We start from the raw sequence: 18911 nt of genomic DNA on the forward strand, positions 1-18911 counted from the left end.
CGACTGGCAGACAGCAGGGCGACACCGGAATTCCGCGTGTCGCCCTGTTCAGTGGGCCGTCAGGCCTACTCCTCCCTCACCCCCGGCGCGTGAAGTCCGGCGTTTCCGGCAGCGCCCTGATCCACGCGGCGATGATGTCCGTGCAGGCTTTCACGTCGTGCTCGTCGACCATCTCGCTCGGCGAGTGCATGTACCGGTTGGGGATGCTGACGACGGCGCTGGGCACCCCGGCGCGCACGAGGGTCAGCGCGTCGGCGTCCGTGCCGGAGTAGCGGCCGGTCGCGCCCAGCGTGAAGGGAATCCCGGCTTCGCGCGCCGCGTCGGTCATCTGGCGCGTGATGACGGGGCTGACCATCGGCCCGACCGTCAGGTTCGCGCCGGACCCGAACGGCGCCACGCCGTACTTCTTCTCGCTCACGCCCGGCTGCTTGGTCTCGTGCGTGACGTCCACGGCCACCCCGGCGATGGGGTCGAGACGGTACCCGCCGAGCTGCGCGCCGAAGCACCCGATCTCCTCCTGGCTGGTGCCGACGGCGACCACGCGGTACTTCAGGTCGTGGTCCTTCAGGGCGCGCAGGGCTTCCAGGACGATGAACGCGCCCACGCGGTTGTCCAGGGCGCGGCTCACGACGCGCGTGCCGACCATGATGGGGCCCTGCTCGATCACGCCGTACGTGCCGACCGGAATCAGGCTCTGCACCTCCTCCTTGGGGAGGCCCACGTCGATCCAGAGGTCTTCGAGCTTGCTGGCCTTGGTCCGCTCGTCGGCGTCCATGACGTGAATGGCTTTCTTGCCGATCACACCGATCACGTCCCCACCGGGCGCGAGCAGGCGGATGCGCTGCCCGACGAGTACCTGCGGGTCCCAGCCACCGACCGGCAGCACCGCCAGGAAGCCCTCGCTGTCCACGTGCGACACGATCAGGCCGATCTCGTCGAGGTGACCCATCAGCGCGATGACGGGCGCGTCCTCGGGGCCGATCTCGGCGTAGGCGTTGCCGTAGTGGTCCTCGCTGGTGCGGGCGAAGGTCGCGGCCTCTTTCAGCCACACGTCGGCGGCGCGGCGTTCCAGGCCGCTGGGCGCGGCGACTTCCAGCAGGCTGAACAGAAATTCACGGTTGATGACACTCATGGCTGCGAGTCTACGCCGCGCCCGTTATGCTGGGCCGCATGAATTCCCCCATCCGCTCGGACGGGCCGGACAGCGCCGGCCCGGACATCCGCGTTCAGGTGAACGTGCAGTACGTGGCGGATCACAGCACCCCGGAACGGCACCTGTTCATGTACGTGATTTACATCGAGAACCGCAGCGACGACACCTGGCAGTTGCTGGCCCGCCACTGGGACATCATGGACGCCACGGGCCGCGTGACCCACGTGGACGGCGAGGGCGTGGTGGGCGAGCAACCCGTCATGGCTCCGGGCGGCACGTTCCTGTACGACTCGTTCGTGACGCTGGAAGCCGCGCCCGGCCACATGGGCGGCCACTACCTGATGCAGGACGCCTGGGGTGTGCAGGTGCACGTGCCCATCCCGACCTTCGCGCTGATCCTCCCGGGCCGCACCCTGAATTGATCCGGACGCCGGGGCCGCTAAGTACGTTGAAGCTACCATTGCGAGGTTCCGGGAAAGCGCCGCAACCTCTCCATTCCCGCTTTGACGTACTTTGTCTGCTGCGCGCTCCGCGCGGTTTATCTAAAAGATAAACGCAGGGTACTTAACGCAGCAGGTCTTCCACCCCGTTATGGCGCGGGTCGAGCAGTTCCGCCACGGCTTCCGGCGTCAGGGCGTTGAAGTCCACCGGCACGGCCCGCCCGGAAAAGCGCAGCCCGTGCGCCTCGCAGCTCTGCATCAGCCCCTCCCACAACACCTCGTAGTCCGCCAGGGTCACGGGCGTGCCGTCCTCGCGGGAGACCAGACCCATGACGGCCCAGGTGTCCGCCTCGAACCGCGTTTCCGGGTGCCTGTGATTGTTCATGACCGCATGTTCTCACCGGGCGTCTGTCCGGCGCGTCACAGGGGAGGCGGCCAGTGTGAGATTCACGACGTCAGGCAGGTCATACGGACTCTGGTTGAAAGGTTTGCAAAGCCTTTCAATCCGAGCGGATACGAGGAGGAGCAGAACGGACTTCGGGAGTGGAGTTGGCAACCCGGTGTCCTTGCGGGTTGTTAACGAAACGGACGGAATCCGTATCAGGCCTGCGGCATCTCGGCCTCGACCAGCGTGCCGTGACCGGGGCTGGACAGCACGCGGTACAGGCCGCCGCGCGCCTCGACCCGCTCACGCATCTGAAGCAGGCCCAGCCCCCCGGCGCTGCTGACCCGGCCCGTGGCCTGCTCCGGGTCGAAGCCCGCGCCGTTGTCCTGCACGCGCAGCGTCACGCGCTCGCCGCCGTGCAGGGTCACGCGGACCTCCTGCGCGCGGGCGTGCTTGGCGACGTTGTTCAGGCTTTCTTGCAGGATGCGGAACACCACCGCCTCGTCGCCGGGCGAGAGGTGCACGTCGCCGCTGATGTCCAGCGTCGCCCGCAGGCTGTTCTGCTCGCCGAAATCCAGCACGTAGCGCCGCACGGTCTCCAGCAGCCCGTAGCGTTCCAGGTCGATGGGCCGCAGCGCGAAGATCGAGCGGCGCACCTCGCGGATCTGCTCGCGCAGCAGGGTGGTCGCGGCGCGCACCTCGCTCTCGGCGCGGGCCGGGTCGCTGTGCACCTGCCGGGCCACCACGTCCAGCTTCAGGGCTGCGAACGCCAGGGACTGCGCTACGCCGTCGTGAATCTCGCGGGCGATGCGGGCGCGCTCGTCACTGATCGCCAGTTCCTCCGAGTACAGGTACGCCCGCGCGTTGCGCACCGCCAGCGTCGCCTGCCCGGCCATCAGCGCCAGCAGCGACACCCGCGCGTCGTCGAAGGCGTTCGGGCGGGCGTCGCCCAGCATCAGCACGCCCACCAGTCCCTCGTCGTCCCGCATGGGGATGCCCAGCACGCTGCGAGCGTCCGGGAAGACCTCGCCGGCGTCGGCGGCGGTCGTGATCAGCGGCCCGTCCGCCAGCGCGACCCGCAGCGCGAAGGGCGGCGCGACCCCACCGCCGCGCGCCTCGCCCTGCCGGTCCTGCGCGTACTCCAGGCGCAGCACGCTGTCCTGATCGGTCAGGAACACCGCGCGCGCCTCGGCCCCCACGCGGTCGGCCATGGTGCGGGTCACGCGGGACAGCAGGCGGCGCATGTTGCGCTCGGCGCGGATGCTCTGATCCACCGAGTACAGCGTCATCAGGTCCAGCGTCCGCTGCCGCACGGCCTCCACGCCGCGCGCCACCTCGGCCGCCAGCGCCTGCGCCAGCGACTCGGTATCCGGGGTGGGCGGCGAATCGAAGTGCAGCGCCAGCGCCCCACCGCCCGGAATGGACACCCGCAGCGGGAACAAAGCCGCGCTGGGCGACGAGAGCAGCGTGCTGCCCCGCGCCGAGCCGCTCAGGCCGCCGGGGACGGTCAGGGTCGCGTGGGTCGCGCCGGTCACGCGGACCGCGCCGCGCGCCGCGATGTCCAGCACCGCGCCCATGTCGGCGGCGTCCGTCAGGTCCCGCATGAGCGCCTGTACCGCGCCCAGCTGCGCGTGAGAGGCCCGTAGCTGACCGTACAGGCCGCGCAGTTCCCGCTCGGCCCGTTCGCGCGCGCGGGTGCCTTCCGCGATCCACTCGACGCTGAAGTACGTGACGGCCGGCCCTACCAGCCCGTAGAACAGCAGGTGCGCCCACAACTCCTGCGCGGTCGGCAGCAGCGAGATCAGGAACTCCACGGCGCCCACCACCAGCACGATCAGCGGCGGCAGCACGTTCCGCACCAGTTTCACGCGGTCCGACAGCTGGAACGTGCGCGGCAGAGGGCCGTCCACCCCCACGTCCAGTTCCTCTGAATGCAGCGCTTCCGGGTCTTCCAGCAACTCGTTCACGGGCCGGTCATCGGGCAGCGGTCGCGTGGCAGCGGACGGGGCGACAGGCACCCCGGCAGGCAGGGGAGAGGTCAGGGGAGCGTCCGGTCTGGACGGATGGGGAACGTCCGACATACCCGGCAGTCTAGAGCAGCCGCCCCGCCCCTCACCGCAACGGAAGCCGCAGGGCCGGACCGGAAGCGCCGACTCTGCCAGGGTGCAGCAGAAGGTGCTGGGATTACTGCTGACCGGTGGGCTGCTGGTCGGCCTCGACCTGTTCCAGATCGGCCTGCGCCAGATCGTCTGCGGCCGGTCCACCCACCTGCGGCGCGGATGGGTCGGCGCGGCGGGGTGCGGTCGTGCCGCGCGTGGCGGCGTCCTCGACCTTCCACTGCACCTGCCGCAGCAGGCCCCGGAACAGGCGGCTCTCGGCGCTGCTCATCAGCGCGCGGTCCAGCAGGGCGCGCCACAGGCGCAGAGTGTGCCGGGCCCGCACCGCGTCCGTGTACCCGATCAGCTGCATGGCCTCGTGCAGGTGCCCGTACATGGATTCCATCTCCTCGCGCGTGGCGGTCTTGCGGGTGCGTTCCGGCTGCTCCTCGACCCCCTGAAGGAACTCGTAGCAGACCAGCAGCACCGCCTGCGCGAGATTCAGGCTGGCGTAATCCCCGGTCGGCACGCGCACTGTCACCTGACACTGCTCCAGGTCGCTGTTGATCAGCCCGGTCTCCTCCGGCCCGAACACCAGGGCGGGCGCGGCGGCGGCGCGCACCAGGGACCGCGCCTGCGCCGGGTGCTGCGGGGCCGGCAGGTCCGCGCGGATGCGGGCGCTGGTGCCCACGCTCAGGTCGCGGTCGGCCAGCGCCTCGCGCAGCGTGGGGTAGATGCGCGCGCCGCGCAGCAGGTCGGCGGCGTGCACGGCCATCGCGACCGCCTGCGAATCCAGGTGATCGCAGCGCGGCGCGACCAGCCGCAGGTCCTGCGCCCCCATGTTCAGCATGGCGCGCGCCGCCGAACCGATGTTGCCAGGAGTTTTGGGGGAGACAAGAACGACGGCCAGATTCACAGCGGGGATGTTAGCGCATCCGCCGCAGGGTCACCGTGCCCGCCCCCAACTCCTCTTAGGGCGAGGCGAGGATGGGCGTCTCGTCGGCCACGTGCAGGCCCAGGCGCAGGTCGTGCGCGAGTTCCCCGGCCGTGTCCCCCCAGGAGTCCACGCTGACGCGCGTGATCCCGGCGGCCCGCAGGCGCGCGTTCACGCTGTTCAGCAGCGCGGCGCGCACGTTGGTGTGCCGCCACGCGACCGCCACGCCCGGCGAGTCCAGGCGGCCCAGGCCCTCCTCGATGGCGGCCCGGCAGATGCCGATCCCGCGCCCCTGGGCGTCCAGCGCCACGTGACTCAGGTGCGAATCGAAGCCACCGGCGCCGTCCTGCGCCGCTTCCGGCAGGGCCGCGTGATGCCCCACGCGGTCCTCGACGGTTTTCAGCGCCTCCAGCCGCGCGGCCTCGCTCACCTCGGCCAGGGGGCGCAGGGTCACGCCGTCCGGGGCGTCCACGTGCCGGTACGGCACCCGGCCTTCCAGGCGGCGGTACGCGCCCACCTCACGGAACCCCGCCTGCACCAGCGCCTCGGGGGGGAACAGGTGCCCCTCGGCGAAGGCGTACACGCGGCCCACCTCCTGCCAAGCGGCGCGGGCCAGGGCGGCCGCCACCTCCGCGCGGCGCGGCCCGGCGAACACACCGCCCACCAGTTCGGACCCGTGCGCCGGGCTGGGGCGGGTACCGACCGCGCCCAGCACCACCTCACGCACCCCGGCCTCTGCCGGCTCCGGGTCCAGCCCGGCAGTCAGGGTGTCGTCCGGCGCGACCTGCACCTCGAAGGCCACCCAGGCGTGCGTGCAGGCCTGCGCCATCCACGCGACCGCCTCGCGCGGGGCCTCGTACAGCGCCGCCAGGACCAGTTCCAGCTGCTCGCTGGCCATGGGTTCCACCTGCACGGGACTGCCGGAGGGGTCCAGGACATCGCCGCTCATGCCGGTGCTCCGGCCTGCTCCTGCGGCGCGTCCAGGCCGGTCAGGGGGGACAGGGGGCTGCTCAGTACCCGCGCGTACAGGCCCAGGTACGACCGGGCCGGGGCGTCCCAGCTGAAGCTCAGGGCCATGGCCCGCTCCACGCGCGCCGCCCAGTCCGCCCGGTCGCCGAACGCCGCGAACGCCTCCTGGCACGCGGCCGTCAGGTCCGCCGCCGTCGCCTGCTCGAACGTGAAGCCCACGTCGCCCGGCACGGTATCCACCAGTCCCCCGGTCAGGCGCACCACCGGCAGCGTCCCGTAGCGCATGGCGATCATCTGAGACAGCCCGCACGGCTCGAAGCGGCTGGGCATGGCAAAGGCGTCCGCCCCAGCGTAGATGCGGTGCGCCAGCGGCTCGTTCATGCCCTGCGCGAACACCACGCGCGGGTGCGCCGCCCACTCCCGCAGGCCCGCCTCCAGCGCCGGGTCACCGCCGCCCAGCACAACCACGTTCCAGTCCTGCACCAGTTGCGGCAGCGCCAGGATCAGCAGGTCCATGCCCTTCTGCTCGGCCAGCCGGCTGACACTCGCCAGGATCGGCGCGCCGTCCAGCCCGAACTCCGCGCGCAGCGCCGCCACCGCCGCACCCTTGCCAGCCGGGTCCGAGAACGACGGCACGTCCTGATCGGTGCGCGGGTCCCAGCGTTCCTGATCCAGTCCGTTCAGAATCCCGCTCAGGCGACCCTCGGCCTCCAGGCGGGTCATCAGGCCCTCCAGTCCCTCCCCGAACGCCGGGGTGGTGATCTCGCGGGCGTACGTGGGACTGACCGTCGTCACCTGCGACGCGAACACCAGCCCCGCCTTCATCAGGTTCACGTCCCCGTGAAATTCCAGCCCCTCGGGCGTCAGCGTCCAGTCGGGCAGGCCCGTCCAGGGCGCGCCGTCCGGCAGGTTCCAGCGGCCCTGGTACTGAAGGTTATGCACGCTGAACACCCCCCGCACGCCCGACAACCGCGCGCGCGCCACGACCAGACCTGCCTGCCAGTCATGCCCGTGCAGCACGTCCGGCACGACCCCCAGCCCCGCCAGGACCGGCAGGACCGCCCGCCCGAACTGACTGAAGCGCCACACGTCGTCCGGGTGGTACAGGCCCGGCCGGTCAAAGCACGGCAGGCCCACGAACACGAAGCGCACCCCGCCGCGCCGCACCTCGCCCACCCGCACCGGCGGCAGCACCGGCAGGCCCGGCCCCGACATATCCGGCAACGTGCCACTCCAAACCTCGGTCACCTCGTCCGGCACGTCCGCGTACCAGGGCGACACGACCGTCACCTCCGCCCCCAGGCGGGCCTGCACCAGGGGCAGCACCCCCAGCACATCACCCAGCCCACCGGACCGCGAGAACGGGAACACCTCGGACGCCACGTGCACGACTTGCATACCCCGCACTGTACCCGCCAGACCCACCCACACCCCACAGTTTGACAATGCAGGCCCCCGTTGCTACACTTCCCCTCGCCTGAACGACGGGCACGGCGCAGGCGCCTGAGGGCTCTTAGCTCAACGGTCAGAGCAGTCGGCTCATAACCGATTGGTTGCCGGTTCAAATCCGGCAGGGCCCACCAACAATCCGGGCGGTTAGCTCAGTGGTAGAGCATTCGCTTCACACGCGAAGGGTCGTAGGTTCAAATCCTATACCGCCCACCAGAACAGAAAAATACCCCGCTTAGGCGGGGCTTTTTCTTGTGAGTTCGTTTGCATGCGTTCAGTTGCGCGGCCTGAACGGGGTCCGCTTCACTTCATGCCGGCGTTCCCGGTCTGCTTGACGGCTTCCATGCGGCCCAGCGCCTCCAGCCAGTCGGCCTCGTTCACGCTGTCCAGCAGCTGCCCGTCAAAACGCCCGGCCAGCACGTCACGCATGGCCTCGGCCTCCAGCAGACTGGCTCCCTCACGGCCCAGCTTCTCCAGAATCGGGTCCAGACTCATCGAGCGGCTGATCATCATGACTCCACCGTACCGCCGCGCCGCCACCCCGCAGGTGAAGCCCGGCCCCGCGTGACCTTCATCTGGCCCGCTCAGCTGACTGCTCTCAGGCGCGCCTGCCCCGCGGCCCGCATCCCGTATGCTGAGCAGCGATGAGCGCCGTGATCCACCTGCAAGCGCTCGGGCTGACCGAGTACGAAGCCCGGGCCTACACCGCCCTCCTGGCCCTCGGGCGCGCCGTGCCCGCACGCGTGGCCCGGCAGGCCGGCATTCCCCGGCCCAAGATCTACGAGACGCTCGAACGCCTCGAAGGGCGCGGCTTGGCCGCCAAGGTCGGTCAGAACCCACTGGAGTACGCACCGCTCAGTGCCCGCGAGTACCTGGCGCGCGCCCGCCGCTCCTTCGACGACCGCCTCGGCGCGCTCGACCGCGACCTGTCCCGCCTCGCCCCGGACCCCGCCCCGGAAGCCGTGTACCACCTGCACGGTGAGGCCGCCATCCGCAGCCTCTGCGAGGACCTGACCCTCAACGCCCGCCGCAGCCTGTACATGGCCGGCGAGGCCAGCTTCGCCGAGCGCCTCGAACGACTCACCCCACGCGGCGTTGAACTGCACCGCACCGCCCTGGACCACGTGCCCGGCATCGCCGCGCACGGGCAGCGGGCCTTCCTGCTCGCCCGCGACGGCGAGGCCGCCCTGATCGCCCATTTCATAGAAGAAGACGGCGCGGGCGAGGCGCACGGCGTGCACACGCACAACCCCGTCATCATTCACCTGATCGAAGGGTACGTGCAGCTCGCCGCGCAGCACCCCGGCCAGCACTCCACCCCGAATGCTCCAGACCCCACCAGCACCCCCTGACGCCCCGCGCACCCCCACGCCTGTTGACAGGTCGGGAGACCGCTGTTAATCTATCTGAGCCTCGAAAGGGGTCAGTGGGAAAAAGCGGGGCTGTGGCGCAGTTGGGAGCGCGTCTGAATGGCATTCAGAAGGTCAGGGGTTCGAATCCCCTCAGCTCCACCAGAGAACGCCCCCGCCCCAAGGCGGGGTTTTTTCAAGGCGATGTAGCTCAGCTGGTTAGAGCGAACGACTCATAATCGTTAGGTCCCCGGTTCAAGTCCGGGCATCGCCACCAAAGGTAAGAATCCTCGTCCTGGACGGGGATTTTTTTTATACCCGGTTCACGGGATCGATTCACTGGCAGGGATCGTTTGCTCCAGCGGGGTGCAAACAGCAAGGCCCGCCGGACTGCTCGGGGCGGCGGGCCTTGCTGTTCTGTTACGTCTGTTCAGTTGCCGGGCCCGGTGTTAGCGGGTGGCAGGGCGGGAATGGCCTGCAGTGAAATGGCCGGGGGTGGAGTCTCGGCGGGCGGTTCGGTCGGTGCGGGCCCGGCGGCGTCCGTGTTACCAGGGCCGGCGTTACCAGGGATGGGATTGCCAGGACTGGTGCTGCTGGGGCCTGCGTTGCCGGGGCTGGTGCTGACGGGGATGGTTTCACTGGTGGCCGCGGTGTCCGCGACCGCGTCGGCGGGCGTGGTATCTGCGGGGGCGGGGGTGCTGGCGGTGTCTGCGTCCGGGCTGCCGGTATCGGTGCTGCTTTCGTTTGCGCTGCCCGTGGCGGGCAGGGGAGCGCTGGTCGCGGCCGGTGCCGTCCGCGCAGAGGCTGGTGCGGGTCGGGGCGCAGGTCGGGGCGCGGGCTGCCGGACGGCTGGCGTGACCGGGGCGTCCTGAGCGGCGGGCGCGTCACCCGTGACCTGCGGGACTGGCGGGGTGGGCGCCGCGTCCGGCGTGGGCGTGACCGTGACGGTGGGCGTGACTTTCCCCGGTGCGGGCTGCGGGACCACCTGCGGTTTCGTGGGAGTCGTGGCCGGGGCGGGTTCCACGGGTTCGGTGATCGGGTCAACCATGCTGGGCGTGCTCACGCCGTCTTCCGTGCTGGTCTGCTGGCTGCTGGTGAGGTCCGGGGCGGCGGCGCGGCGGGTCAGGGTGGTGGCGGCCAGCGCGGCAACCAGGAGGGCCCCGGCGACCATCCACACGACGGGGCGCGGGCGGGCGGCCGGGCGGGTGGGTGCGTCGGCGTTGCGGGGAATGATCAGCGGCCCCTCCTGAATCGGGGCGGCGATGAGTGCGGGTGCGGCGACCGGGAGGGGAGCTGCGGGAGGAACGACCGGCGCGGGTGACTGGATCGGCGCGGGAGGCGTGACTGGTGCAGTCGGTACTGGCCCGGTGGACGCGGGCGGCGCGGCGGGCGCGGCGGCCGGGAGTGGCAGGGTGATGTCCGGCGCGGCGGCGGGGGTGCGGGGCGTCACCTGCGCGTCCCGCAGGGGCAGCAGGCTGGCGTGGGTGCGGCGCTGCTCGCTGCTGCGGCTGGCAGTCACGCGGGTCAGGGTGTCGATGGCGCGCTGCACGGCCTCCTGCTGCGCCGCCGCTTGCGTCTCACTGGTGGGCGTCTGGGCGTGCATGGCGATCAGGTCATGCAGGGTGCGGTCCAGATCAGCCTGCTGGGTGGCGAGGACCTGCCGGTCGGCCGCCTGACGCACGCGCACGCTCAGGGGTGCAGCCAGGGCCGGCGTGCCGGTGGTCTGTGCCAGGGCCGTCTGCCGCTCCTGCACGTGCTCCTGCGCGGTGCGCAGCTGGTCTTGCAGGTCGGTCACCACGGCCGCCAGTTGCTGCGCCGGGTCCGTCCAGGCGTCCGGGAACTGCGCGAGGCGCGCTTCCAGCCGGGCCTGCATGGCCTGCATCATCACGCCCCGGATGTCGTCCTCGCCCAGCCGCGAAACCCGTTCAGGCAGGCGCAGGGCCTCCACACTCAGGTGCGCGTGGGCCGGAGTCAGGCGCAGCACGTCCGGCTCGCGGTACCGTTCGGGCGGCACGAACCCCACCTGCACCGTCTGACCCGTCTGCAGCGTGAATACGTAGTGCCCCTGCGCGTCCGTCACGGCCCACACCTGTTGCCCGTCGGCTTCGGCCCACACCTGCACGCCCGCCACCGGCTGGCCTTCCAGGGCGTTCAGGACGCGGCCCTGCACGAACGACAGCGTCGCCGCGTGCAGGTTCAGCAGGTCCGGCAGGCGCGCGGCGTCAGCGGGCTGCCAGTCCGCGCGGGGCCACGCGCCCCCCTGCTCCTGAAGGCTGGCGTGCAGCGCGGCAGGCAGCGTGTCGTCGGGCAGGCCGGTCAGGGCGTTCACAGGAACCGCCGCGTACCCGTGCCCGGCCAGCCACGCACGCAGGGCCGAGGCGGCCAGGGCGGCCTCCTGAACATCGTCGGCCAGCAGGTCGATGCCGCCGGGTCCGACCAGCGCCGCCTGAACCGCCCGGGCGCCTGGGCCCGGCAGCGTGAAGTCCAGCAGCGCCACGGTCTGCGGGGACCAGCGCAGCACCCGCCCGATCTGCGCCGCCCACGCCTCCGTCAGGGCAGGGTGCAGTGGGCCGGGACCGCTGAACACGCGTTCGCCGGGCAGACTCACGCGGGCCGCCCAGGGCTGAATACGGCGGACCGGCGGGGTGGATGAGGAAACGGAACAGCGCAGGGCAGCATTCCCACGAGTGTAGGGGATGGGAAGCGCCGCCAGCCGGGGCCAGCGCGCCCAGTGCCCCCGTCAGGGGAGAGGTGGGGGTCAGGGAAGCTGCCGGCCCACCCGGCGGAACTGCAACCCTGGCCGGCATCCGGGAAAGCGGGTCGGGCCTAGAATGACGCTCATGACGGACGTTTCCCCCAGCACCCCCCCCACCCCCCTGACGCGCGGCGAGGTTCCGCGTGACGTGCTCGTGGCGTGGCTCAACGAGTACCTGAACATCGGCGCGTACCCGGACCCCAGCCTGAACGGCCTGCAGATCAGCGGGACCGACGTGATCCGCCGCGTGGCGGTCAGTGTGGACACCAGCCTGAAAACGCTGCAGCACGCCGCCGACAGCGGCGCGGACCTGCTGATCGCCCATCACGGCCTGTTCTGGGGCCAGCCGCTGCCCGTGACCGGCCCGCACCGCGACCGCCTGCGCACGGCGATCATGGCCGACCTGAACCTGTACGTATCGCACATCCCACTCGACGCCCACCCGGAAGTCGGGAACAACGCCATGATCGCCCGCGCCCTGACCCTGCAGAACCTGCGGCCCTTCGGGGACTGGCAGGGCCACAAGATCGGACTGGCCGGCGAACTGCCCATCGAGCAGACCCTGCAGGACTTCGCGGACCGCGTGCAGAAACTCACGGGCGAGATCTGCCTTGTGCACGGCGGCGGCCTGTCACCCACCGTCAATCGTCTGGGTGTCCTGAGTGGCGGCGGGGCCGGCAGTGTCGCCGAGGCCGCCGCGATGGGCCTGGACACCCTGCTGACCGGCGAACCCGAACACAAGCACTTCCATGACGCCTTCGAGTACGGCGTGAACGTCGTGTACGCCGGACACTACGAGACCGAGGTGTTCGGCGTGCGCGCCCTGGCCGCCCGGCTGGAAGACGAGTTCGGGCTGGCGTGGCAGTTCCTGCACCACCCCACTGGCCTGTGACCGGGACTGCGACCCACCCGTCCGGCGGTCTGTTCATCTCCTTCGAGGGCCCCGAGGGCGCGGGCAAGAGCACGCAACTGGCCCGCCTAGCCACGCAGTTACAGGCTCACGGGCGGGCGCACACCGTCACCCGCGAACCCGGCGGCACCCCCCTGGGCCTGCGGGTGCGCGAGGTGCTGCTGGACCCGGCCCTGACCATCGATCCCCTGCCGGAATTCCTGCTGTACTCGGCCAGCCGCGCCCAGCTGGTCCGCAACGTCATCCGTCCGGCCCTGGAGCGCGGCGGGGTCGTCATCTGCGACCGCTACGCCGACTCCAGCCTCGCGTACCAGGGCGGCGGACGCGGCCTGAACGCCGACCTGCTCGGGCAGATCACGCGCGAGGCGACCGGCGGGCTCACGCCACAACTGACGGTCCTGCTTGACCTCGACCCGGCCGTGGGCCTGGAACGCGCCGCCCGGCGCGGGCAACCCGACCGGCTGGAACAGGCGGACCTGGACTTTCACCGCCGGGTCCGGCAGGCCTTCCTGACCCTGGCGGCCGCCGAACCGGCCCGCTTCCTGATCCTGGACGCCACGCAGGACGAGGACACCCTGGCGGACCTGATCTGGCAGGCCGCCCAGGCCCGCCTGCCCTGACCGGACAGCTGCAAGGCACGCGCCGCCCCGGAGTCCGGTGGCGGCGCGTGTGTCGATCGGCCGTGACGCTGTTGAGTCCTGTTCAGCGGCGGGGGGCGGCGCGGCCACCGACGCCGGGGTCGACTTTCACGCCCGGCACCTTCACCTCGAACAGCGTGCCCCAGCGTTTGCCGGTCAGCAGCAGCGTGCCGCGTTCCGGTACGAACGCAATGCCGTTGGGTACGTCGTCGAAGGTCAGGGGACGCCCGGCCTGCGCGGCCTCCCGGCTGACCTCGCGGGTCAGGGCGGACACGTCGATCCAGGCGGTGACCTTTCCGGTCTGCGCGTCGATCCGCGCGATCCGGTCGGTCAGCCACACGTTCGCGTACACGCTGCCCTGCACGTACTCCAGTTCGTTCAGGTTCTTCACGGCCTGCCCCTGATCCGTGACGCGCACGGTCCGGACGCTCCGGAAGGTTTTCGGGTCGCGCCAGACCAGCGCGGACGTGCCGTTACTCATGATCAGGTTCTTCCCGTCGTGCGTGAGGCCCCAGCCCTCCCCGCTGTACCGGAAACGGCCCGTTTCCTTCAGGGTAGCCGCGTCGAACGTGAAGGCCAGGCCGTCCTGCCAGGTCAGGTGGTACGCGGTCGAGCCCAGCACGGTCACACCCTCGCCGAACGCGCTGGCGAGCGGGGTGGCGACCTGCATCTCCGGCTTCCCGGTTTTCAGGTCGGTGCGCCGCACGCCGGAACGCCCGGTTTCGCCGGTGCTTTCCACGTAGCGTCCGCTGCCCAGGTACTGCAGACCCTCGGTGAAGGCCGCGCGGTCGTGCGGGTAGCGGGCTGTGACGACCGGCACGATGACCGGCGTCACCGTCTGGGCCGCCGGGGCCGGCGTGGTCTGGGCTGCGGCCAGGCCTCCCGCAGCCAGGAGCAGGAAGGAACACAGAAGAAGGGAACGGGCGCGCACGCCTTCATGGTAGACCGCGGCGGCCCGCAGAACTTCATGCTTTCTGAAGGCTGTCCAGAATGACACGCCACAGTCCGTTCTGCTCCTGCTCTGCGGGGCAGCTCTACGAGTCGCGTCCGCCCGGACCCAGTGGCTTTGTAGGCCATTCAATCGGAGTCCGGATCAGGCTTCGCCCAGGATCGCCGCCGCGCCCTCCCGCACGGCCTCGTGCGGGTCGTCCAGCAGCGCGCGCACTCGGCCCGCCTCGCCCCACTGGCCCAGCGCCCAGGCGGCTGCCTCGCGCACCTCCCAGGCGGGGTCCTGCGCGCCGGCCAGCAGCAGCGGCCAGCCCTGCGGCGCGCGGGTGTTGCCCAGGACCGTCAGTGCGTTGCGGGCCATGCCCTTGCGGCGGGGGCGCAGGAACGCCGTGCCTGCCCACTGCCGCTCGAATTCACGCTCGCTGATCCCGAAGAACCGGCTCAGGTCCGGATGTGCCAGCTGCGGGTCCGGGCGCAGCAGCCTCGCCAGCGGCCCGGCTTTCACGGTCCAGGGGCAGACTTCGCTGCACACGTCACAGCCGAACAGCCAGTCGCCCACCCCGGCCCGCAGGTCGTGTGGGACCGGCCCGCGGTGCTCGATGGTCAGGTACGACACGCAGCGGCGCGCGTCGATGGCGCGGTCCGGGCCGATCGCGCCGGTCGGGCAGGCGCTCACGCAGCGCAGGCAGCGGCCGCAGCGGTCCGGGTGCGCCGCGCCGCTCCCCCCGGCGGGCAGGTCGGTCAGGACGACCGCCAGCGTCACGAACGCGCCCAGGCCCGTGTTGATGGTCATGCCGGACTTCCCGCGCCAGCCCAGCCCCGCGCCGGACGCGAACAGCCGTTCCATGACCGGCCCGTGATCCACGTACCCGCGCGCCCGCACGCCCAGCGCCGCCGCCTCCTGCTCCAGCCGGGTCAGGACCGGCTGCAACTGATCGTGGTAGTCCGGCGTCCAGGCGTAGCGCGCCACGCGGCCCACCCGCACGCCCCCGTCCGGCACGAGCGGCGGCTCGAAGGCGTGCGATACACCCAGCACCAGCACGCTTCCCACACCCGGCAGCCGCTGGGCGGGATCGGCCCGCACCGGCAACTGCCGTTCCAGGTAGGTCATGCCCGCGTGCCGCCCGGCGTCCAGCCACGACTGGTACTCCTGCACGGCGGCGGCCGGCACTGGCGCCGGAGCCCAGCCGACCGCGTCGGCGCCCAGCGACAGGGCCAGTTCGGACAGCAGATCGGCCGCGCTACTCATGCGGACTCCGATTGAACGGTCTGCAAGAACCGTTCAATCCGAGCAGATGCGAGCAGGAGCAGAGGCGGGTTCCGGGGTGCGACCGAAACAGACGGAATCCGTATCACGGGGCGCAGTATGCCCCGAAAGCAGCCCGGCCAACCGTGGCAGGTGACTGAAGGGGGTTACCCGAGTTGAGCGGCGGCCGCCTCGTCCAGGAACCAGACCGGGCCGGTCACGCCGGCGACCGGGTGGTGTCCCTCGCCGCGCTGCACCTCGGCCAGCACGCCCGCCTTGCCGGCGCCCGTGACCAGCAGCCAGCGCTGACGCGCCGCGTTGATCTCGGGGAACGTGAAGGTCAGGCGCTCCGTGTCGAGTTTCGGCACCCGGTTCGCTGCGACCCGGCCGCCGGCGTTCAGGGCGTCCGTGCCGGGGAACAGGCTGGCGGTGTGCCCGTCGTCGCCCATGCCCAGCAGGACCACGTCCAGTTGCGCGGGCAGCGCCTGCGCGTAGGCCTGGGCGGCCTGCTCAAGCGGCCGGACCTCGCCCTGCATGCGGTGCACCTGCTCCTGGGGCACCGGCACGTGCCGCAGCAGTTCCTCGTGCGCGAGGCGGTAGTTGCTGTCCGGGCTGTCCGGCCCGACCGGGCGCTCGTCGCTGAAGTACACGTGCGTGGCTTCCCAAGGCACGCCGGGCAGGCCGCGCAGTTCCGCGTACATCAGCTTCGGGGTGCTGCCGCCAGACAGCGCCACGTGAAACGCGCCGCGCGCCGTGACCGCCTCGCGCGCCGCCTGCACCAGCGCGTGCGCGGCCGCCTGCGCCGTCGCCTGCGGGGTGGGGGAGACCCGGCGCTCCGTCAGCGGCCCGCTCACAGGGTTTCCTTGGCAAGTGCCCAGGCGTGCTCGAAGACCTCGCCGCGTTCCGGGCGGGCCATCACGCGCGCCAGTCCGTCGGCCAGCGTCATGGCGGGCACCGGTACCTCGGACTCGCGTTTCACGCCGTCCCAGCGGCACTCCAGGCTGACCACGTCACTGTGGGCGCTGCCGTCGGCACTCAGGGCGAAGCGCACGCCGTCGCCCAGCAGTTCCACGCCGCACAGGTCGCCGTTCTCGCGCCCGCAGCGGCCCGAACGGAACTCCACGTTCTTCAGGTCCGTCCAGCCCAGCGTGTCGGCAATGAACCCCGCGTACAGCCGCGCCGGCAGGTCCTTCTTGCCGGCGTGCCGCACGACCAGCCGGTCGATGTTCGGCAGTTGCCGGGCCGCATCGGGGCTGTCGAACACCTGCGCCAGCGCCTCACGCCACGGGGCCGAGCGGCTCCAGCCCAGGTCCGCCAGCGCGTAGTGCCGCGAGGGCGGCATGTCCAGCGTCAGGCTGTCCACGATCACCTGATCGGCCAGGTCCGTCAGTTCGGCCAGCAGCGTCCCGCCGGGTCGGCTGTCCGCGCCCCACCACACGTGGTTCACGGTGGCCGGGCGGATCAGCGGCAGGATCGCGCCCTGAAGCTGCTCGGCGCTGGCTTCCAGCGTCAGGCGTTCCACGTACAGCCCGCCGCGCTGCGGAACGAGGCTGGCGTGCACGGTCAGGTCGTCCGTGCCGTCCATCACGCCGATGATCTGCCGTCCCGCGTAGCGGCCCTCAAGGCCCGCCAGGGCTTCCTGCACGCGCCCCAGGTGCTTTTTCATGGTCAGGGCGATGATGTTGCCGGTGTACGCGCGGGTCTCGACGGTCGTCTGCACCCACAGTTCGTCCAGCGTGACCTGGGCCTTGCGGACGGTGGTATCCACCGGGCCCAGCGGTTTCAGGTCGGTCGCGTACGTCATGGTCGGCCTCCGGCCGGGTGGATGGGTGATGGGCGGCGGGTCATGGAAGGGCTCAGGAATGCCATCACGCGTCCTCCATGCTCTGTCCTCTTCACAGGCGCCGCCAGCGGCGGTCCTCGCCCATCAGTTCGTCGGCCTCGTCGGGACCCCAGGTGCCGGACGTGTAGTTCGGGAAGTCCGGCCCCTTCTCGCGGCGGCCCGGTTCGGCCTCCCACACGTTCAGGATGCCGCTCACGATCTGCCACGCCAGGTCCACCTCGTCCTCGCGGGGGAACAGGGTCGCGTCGCCCAGCATGGCGTCCAGCAGCAGGCGCGAGTACGGGCTTTCCAGCTGCGCGCCGAACGCGTCGTAGCGGAAGTCCATGACCACCTCGCGCAGCACCATCTCCTGCCCCGGCGTTTTGGAGCTGAACTTCAGGCTCACGCCCTCGTCCGGCTGGATGCGGAAGGCCAGCACGTTGCGTTCCAGACCGCCGGGGAAGATGCCCAGCGGCGGGCGCTTGAACACCACGGCGATCTCCGTGACCTTCTTCGGCAGCCGCTTCCCGGTGCGCAGGAAGAACGGCACGCCCTGCCAGCGCCAGTTATCCACTTCCAGCTTCAGGGCCACGTAGGTGGGCGTGACGCTGCCTTCTTTCACGTTCGGTTCCTCGCGGTAGCCCGTGACCTTCTCGCCGTACATGGTGCCCGGCCCGTACTGCCCGCGCACCGCGACCGACTTCACGCGGCCCGAGGGGATCTCCTTGACGGCGCGCAGCACCTTGACCTTCTCGTCACGGATGGCGTCCGCGTCGAAGGCCGCCGGGGGTTCCATGGCGGTCAACGCGAACAGCTGCATCAGGTGGTTCTGAAGCATGTCGCGCACCACGCCCGCCTCCTCGTAGTACCCGGCGCGTCCTTCCAGGCCCAGGTCCTCGCTGGCGGTGATCTGCACGTGATCCACGTACCCACGGTTCCACAGCGGCTCGAAGATGGCGTTCCCGAAGCGGATCGCCATCAGGTTCTGCACGGTCTCCTTGCCCAGGTAATGGTCGATGCGGTACACCTGCGACTCGTCCCAGACCTTGTGGATGGCGTCGTTCAGGTCGCGGGCGCTGGCCAGGTCCCGCCCGAAGGGTTTCTCGATCACCAGCCGGCGCCAGCCCTCGCTCTGATCCGCCAGTCCCAGGCGGCCCAGGCCGTTACTGATCGGCTCGAACAGGCTGGGCGGGGTTGAGAGGTAGAACAGCGCGTTCTTGCGGCCGCCGTGCGCTTCCTCGGCCCGGTCGAGTTCCTTGCCGACCAGGTCGTACACCTCGTCCCCGGCGAAATCGCCGTACTCGTAGTACAGCAGGTCCCGGAATTTCTCCAGGCTGCCGGGCTGAATGGCGTCGGTCTCCTTACTTTCCTTCAGGGCCGCGATCGCGTAGTCCTTGAAGGCCTCGTCCGTCATCTCCTGACGGCCCACGCCCACGATGTTGAAAGCACTCCCAAGCAGGCCGTCCTGCCACAGGCCGAACACGGCGGGCAGCAGCTTGCGGCGCGACAGGTCGCCGGTCGCGCCGAAAATCACCAGCGTGGCCGGTTCCGGCGCGCGGTTGCGGCGCATCAGAGCCCGGAAGGGATTCTGACCGTCGTGACCGGGCGCGGCGCTGCTCTTGCCCTTGCGGGGCGCGGAGGTCTGCGCGGTCTTCACGCTGGCGCGGCGCTTGGCGGGAGCGGCCTGCGCTACGCCCACCGTGCGGGCCGCGAGGTCCGTTTCCACGTTCGCCTGCACGTTGGCCGCGACCTTGCTGCCCGCCGCCTTCCTGGCTGTGGTCTTGCCGGTGGCCTTGCTGGCCGGGGCCTTGGCAGCG

The 18911-nt window shown here is 71.0% G+C and carries 17 protein-coding genes and 4 tRNA genes; 8 read left to right on the forward strand and 13 right to left on the reverse strand.

All coding sequences use genetic code 11. The annotated features are described in order from the left end of the window. Positions 1-76 precede the first annotated feature (76 nt). On the reverse strand, positions 77-1132 hold the full coding sequence (locus tag M8445_RS10090) for a M20/M25/M40 family metallo-hydrolase (RefSeq protein ID WP_273987640.1): 1056 nt from the start codon (positions 1130-1132) through the stop codon (positions 77-79). A gap of 38 nt (positions 1133-1170) precedes the next feature. Between M8445_RS10090 and apaG the strand changes: the two genes are divergently transcribed. Beyond that, positions 1171-1575 carry a Co2+/Mg2+ efflux protein ApaG gene (gene apaG, locus M8445_RS10095; protein WP_273987641.1) on the forward strand — a complete coding sequence of 135 codons (405 nt, stop codon included), beginning with the start codon at positions 1171-1173 and terminating at the stop codon, positions 1573-1575. A gap of 142 nt (positions 1576-1717) precedes the next feature. Here the strand turns inward: apaG and M8445_RS10100 are convergent, their stop codons facing one another. The 5 genes from M8445_RS10100 to M8445_RS10120 form a co-directional block, all read right to left on the reverse strand. After that, positions 1718-1978, reverse strand: coding sequence for a hypothetical protein (locus tag M8445_RS10100; protein WP_273987642.1), 261 nt, complete (start codon positions 1976-1978; stop codon positions 1718-1720). A 215-nt stretch (positions 1979-2193) separates the two neighbouring features. After that, complete coding sequence (locus M8445_RS10105; protein WP_273990881.1) at positions 2194-3846, reverse strand: GAF domain-containing sensor histidine kinase; 1653 nt, start codon at positions 3844-3846, stop codon at positions 2194-2196. A 316-nt stretch (positions 3847-4162) separates the two neighbouring features. Continuing rightward, entirely contained in the window at positions 4163-4990 is an 828-nt protein-coding gene (locus M8445_RS10110; RefSeq protein WP_273987643.1) for an RNA methyltransferase, read from the reverse strand. Between the two features lie 55 nt (positions 4991-5045). Further along, positions 5046-5957 carry a hypothetical protein gene (locus tag M8445_RS10115; protein ID WP_273987644.1) on the reverse strand — a complete coding sequence of 304 codons (912 nt, stop codon included), beginning with the start codon at positions 5955-5957 and terminating at the stop codon, positions 5046-5048. Next, on the reverse strand, positions 5954-7375 hold the full coding sequence (locus M8445_RS10120) for a glycogen synthase (protein WP_273987645.1): 1422 nt from the start codon (positions 7373-7375) through the stop codon (positions 5954-5956). The genes M8445_RS10115 and M8445_RS10120 overlap by 4 nt, the downstream gene beginning before the upstream one ends. 109 nt (positions 7376-7484) lie before the next feature. Between M8445_RS10120 and M8445_RS10125 the strand changes: the two genes are divergently transcribed. Together M8445_RS10125 and M8445_RS10130 are read left to right on the forward strand one after the other, a co-directional pair. Further along, a tRNA-Ile gene (locus M8445_RS10125) sits at positions 7485-7560 on the forward strand. 7 nt (positions 7561-7567) lie between these two features. Next, a tRNA-Val gene (locus M8445_RS10130) sits at positions 7568-7642 on the forward strand. 87 nt (positions 7643-7729) lie between these two features. Here M8445_RS10130 and M8445_RS10135 read toward each other — a convergent pair. Next, positions 7730-7939, reverse strand: a complete 210-nt coding sequence (locus M8445_RS10135) for a hypothetical protein (protein ID WP_273987646.1) — start codon at positions 7937-7939, stop codon at positions 7730-7732. Between the two features lie 131 nt (positions 7940-8070). Here M8445_RS10135 and M8445_RS10140 point away from each other — a divergent pair, with 131 nt between their 5' ends. The 3 genes from M8445_RS10140 to M8445_RS10150 all read left to right on the forward strand — a co-directional run bounded on the left by M8445_RS10140 (position 8071) and on the right by M8445_RS10150 (position 9052). Beyond that, on the forward strand, positions 8071-8778 hold the full coding sequence (locus tag M8445_RS10140; protein WP_273987647.1) for a TrmB family transcriptional regulator: 708 nt from the start codon (positions 8071-8073) through the stop codon (positions 8776-8778). Positions 8779-8864: 86 nt separating this feature from the next. After that, a tRNA-Ala gene (locus M8445_RS10145) sits at positions 8865-8940 on the forward strand. Between the two features lie 35 nt (positions 8941-8975). After that, a tRNA-Met gene (locus M8445_RS10150) sits at positions 8976-9052 on the forward strand. A 153-nt stretch (positions 9053-9205) separates the two neighbouring features. Here M8445_RS10150 and M8445_RS10155 read toward each other — a convergent pair. Beyond that, a complete protein-coding gene (locus M8445_RS10155) occupies positions 9206-11383 on the reverse strand; it encodes a hypothetical protein (protein WP_273987648.1) in 2178 nt (725 codons plus the stop codon). Positions 11384-11615: 232 nt separating this feature from the next. Here M8445_RS10155 and M8445_RS10160 point away from each other — a divergent pair, with 232 nt between their 5' ends. After that, on the forward strand, positions 11616-12422 hold the full coding sequence (locus tag M8445_RS10160; protein WP_273987649.1) for a Nif3-like dinuclear metal center hexameric protein: 807 nt from the start codon (positions 11616-11618) through the stop codon (positions 12420-12422). Further along, on the forward strand, positions 12419-13060 hold the full coding sequence (tmk, locus tag M8445_RS10165) for a dTMP kinase (protein ID WP_273987650.1): 642 nt from the start codon (positions 12419-12421) through the stop codon (positions 13058-13060). The genes M8445_RS10160 and tmk overlap by 4 nt, the downstream gene beginning before the upstream one ends. Before the next feature lie 82 nt (positions 13061-13142). On the opposite strand, the gene M8445_RS10170 is transcribed toward tmk, so the two are convergent. The 5 genes from M8445_RS10170 to zwf form a co-directional block, all read right to left on the reverse strand. Further along, positions 13143-14009, reverse strand: coding sequence for a glutaminyl-peptide cyclotransferase (locus tag M8445_RS10170; RefSeq protein WP_420704087.1), 867 nt, complete (start codon positions 14007-14009; stop codon positions 13143-13145). A 162-nt stretch (positions 14010-14171) separates the two neighbouring features. Further along, positions 14172-15275: a tRNA epoxyqueuosine(34) reductase QueG gene (queG, locus tag M8445_RS10175; RefSeq protein WP_273987651.1), complete on the reverse strand. Its 1104-nt coding sequence runs from the start codon at positions 15273-15275 to the stop codon at positions 14172-14174. Between the two features lie 164 nt (positions 15276-15439). Then, complete coding sequence (gene pgl / locus M8445_RS10180) at positions 15440-16126, reverse strand: 6-phosphogluconolactonase (protein WP_273987652.1); 687 nt, start codon at positions 16124-16126, stop codon at positions 15440-15442. Beyond that, on the reverse strand, positions 16123-17076 hold the full coding sequence (locus M8445_RS10185) for a glucose-6-phosphate dehydrogenase assembly protein OpcA (protein WP_273987653.1): 954 nt from the start codon (positions 17074-17076) through the stop codon (positions 16123-16125). Before M8445_RS10185 ends, pgl begins: the two co-directional genes overlap by 4 nt. Before the next feature lie 91 nt (positions 17077-17167). Next, positions 17168-18664: a glucose-6-phosphate dehydrogenase gene (gene zwf / locus M8445_RS10190; RefSeq protein WP_414740088.1), complete on the reverse strand. Its 1497-nt coding sequence runs from the start codon at positions 18662-18664 to the stop codon at positions 17168-17170. Positions 18665-18911: the final 247 nt, after the last annotated feature.

The organism is Deinococcus aquaticus (assembly GCF_028622095.1).
Taxonomy (GTDB): Bacteria; Deinococcota; Deinococci; order Deinococcales; family Deinococcaceae; genus Deinococcus; species Deinococcus aquaticus.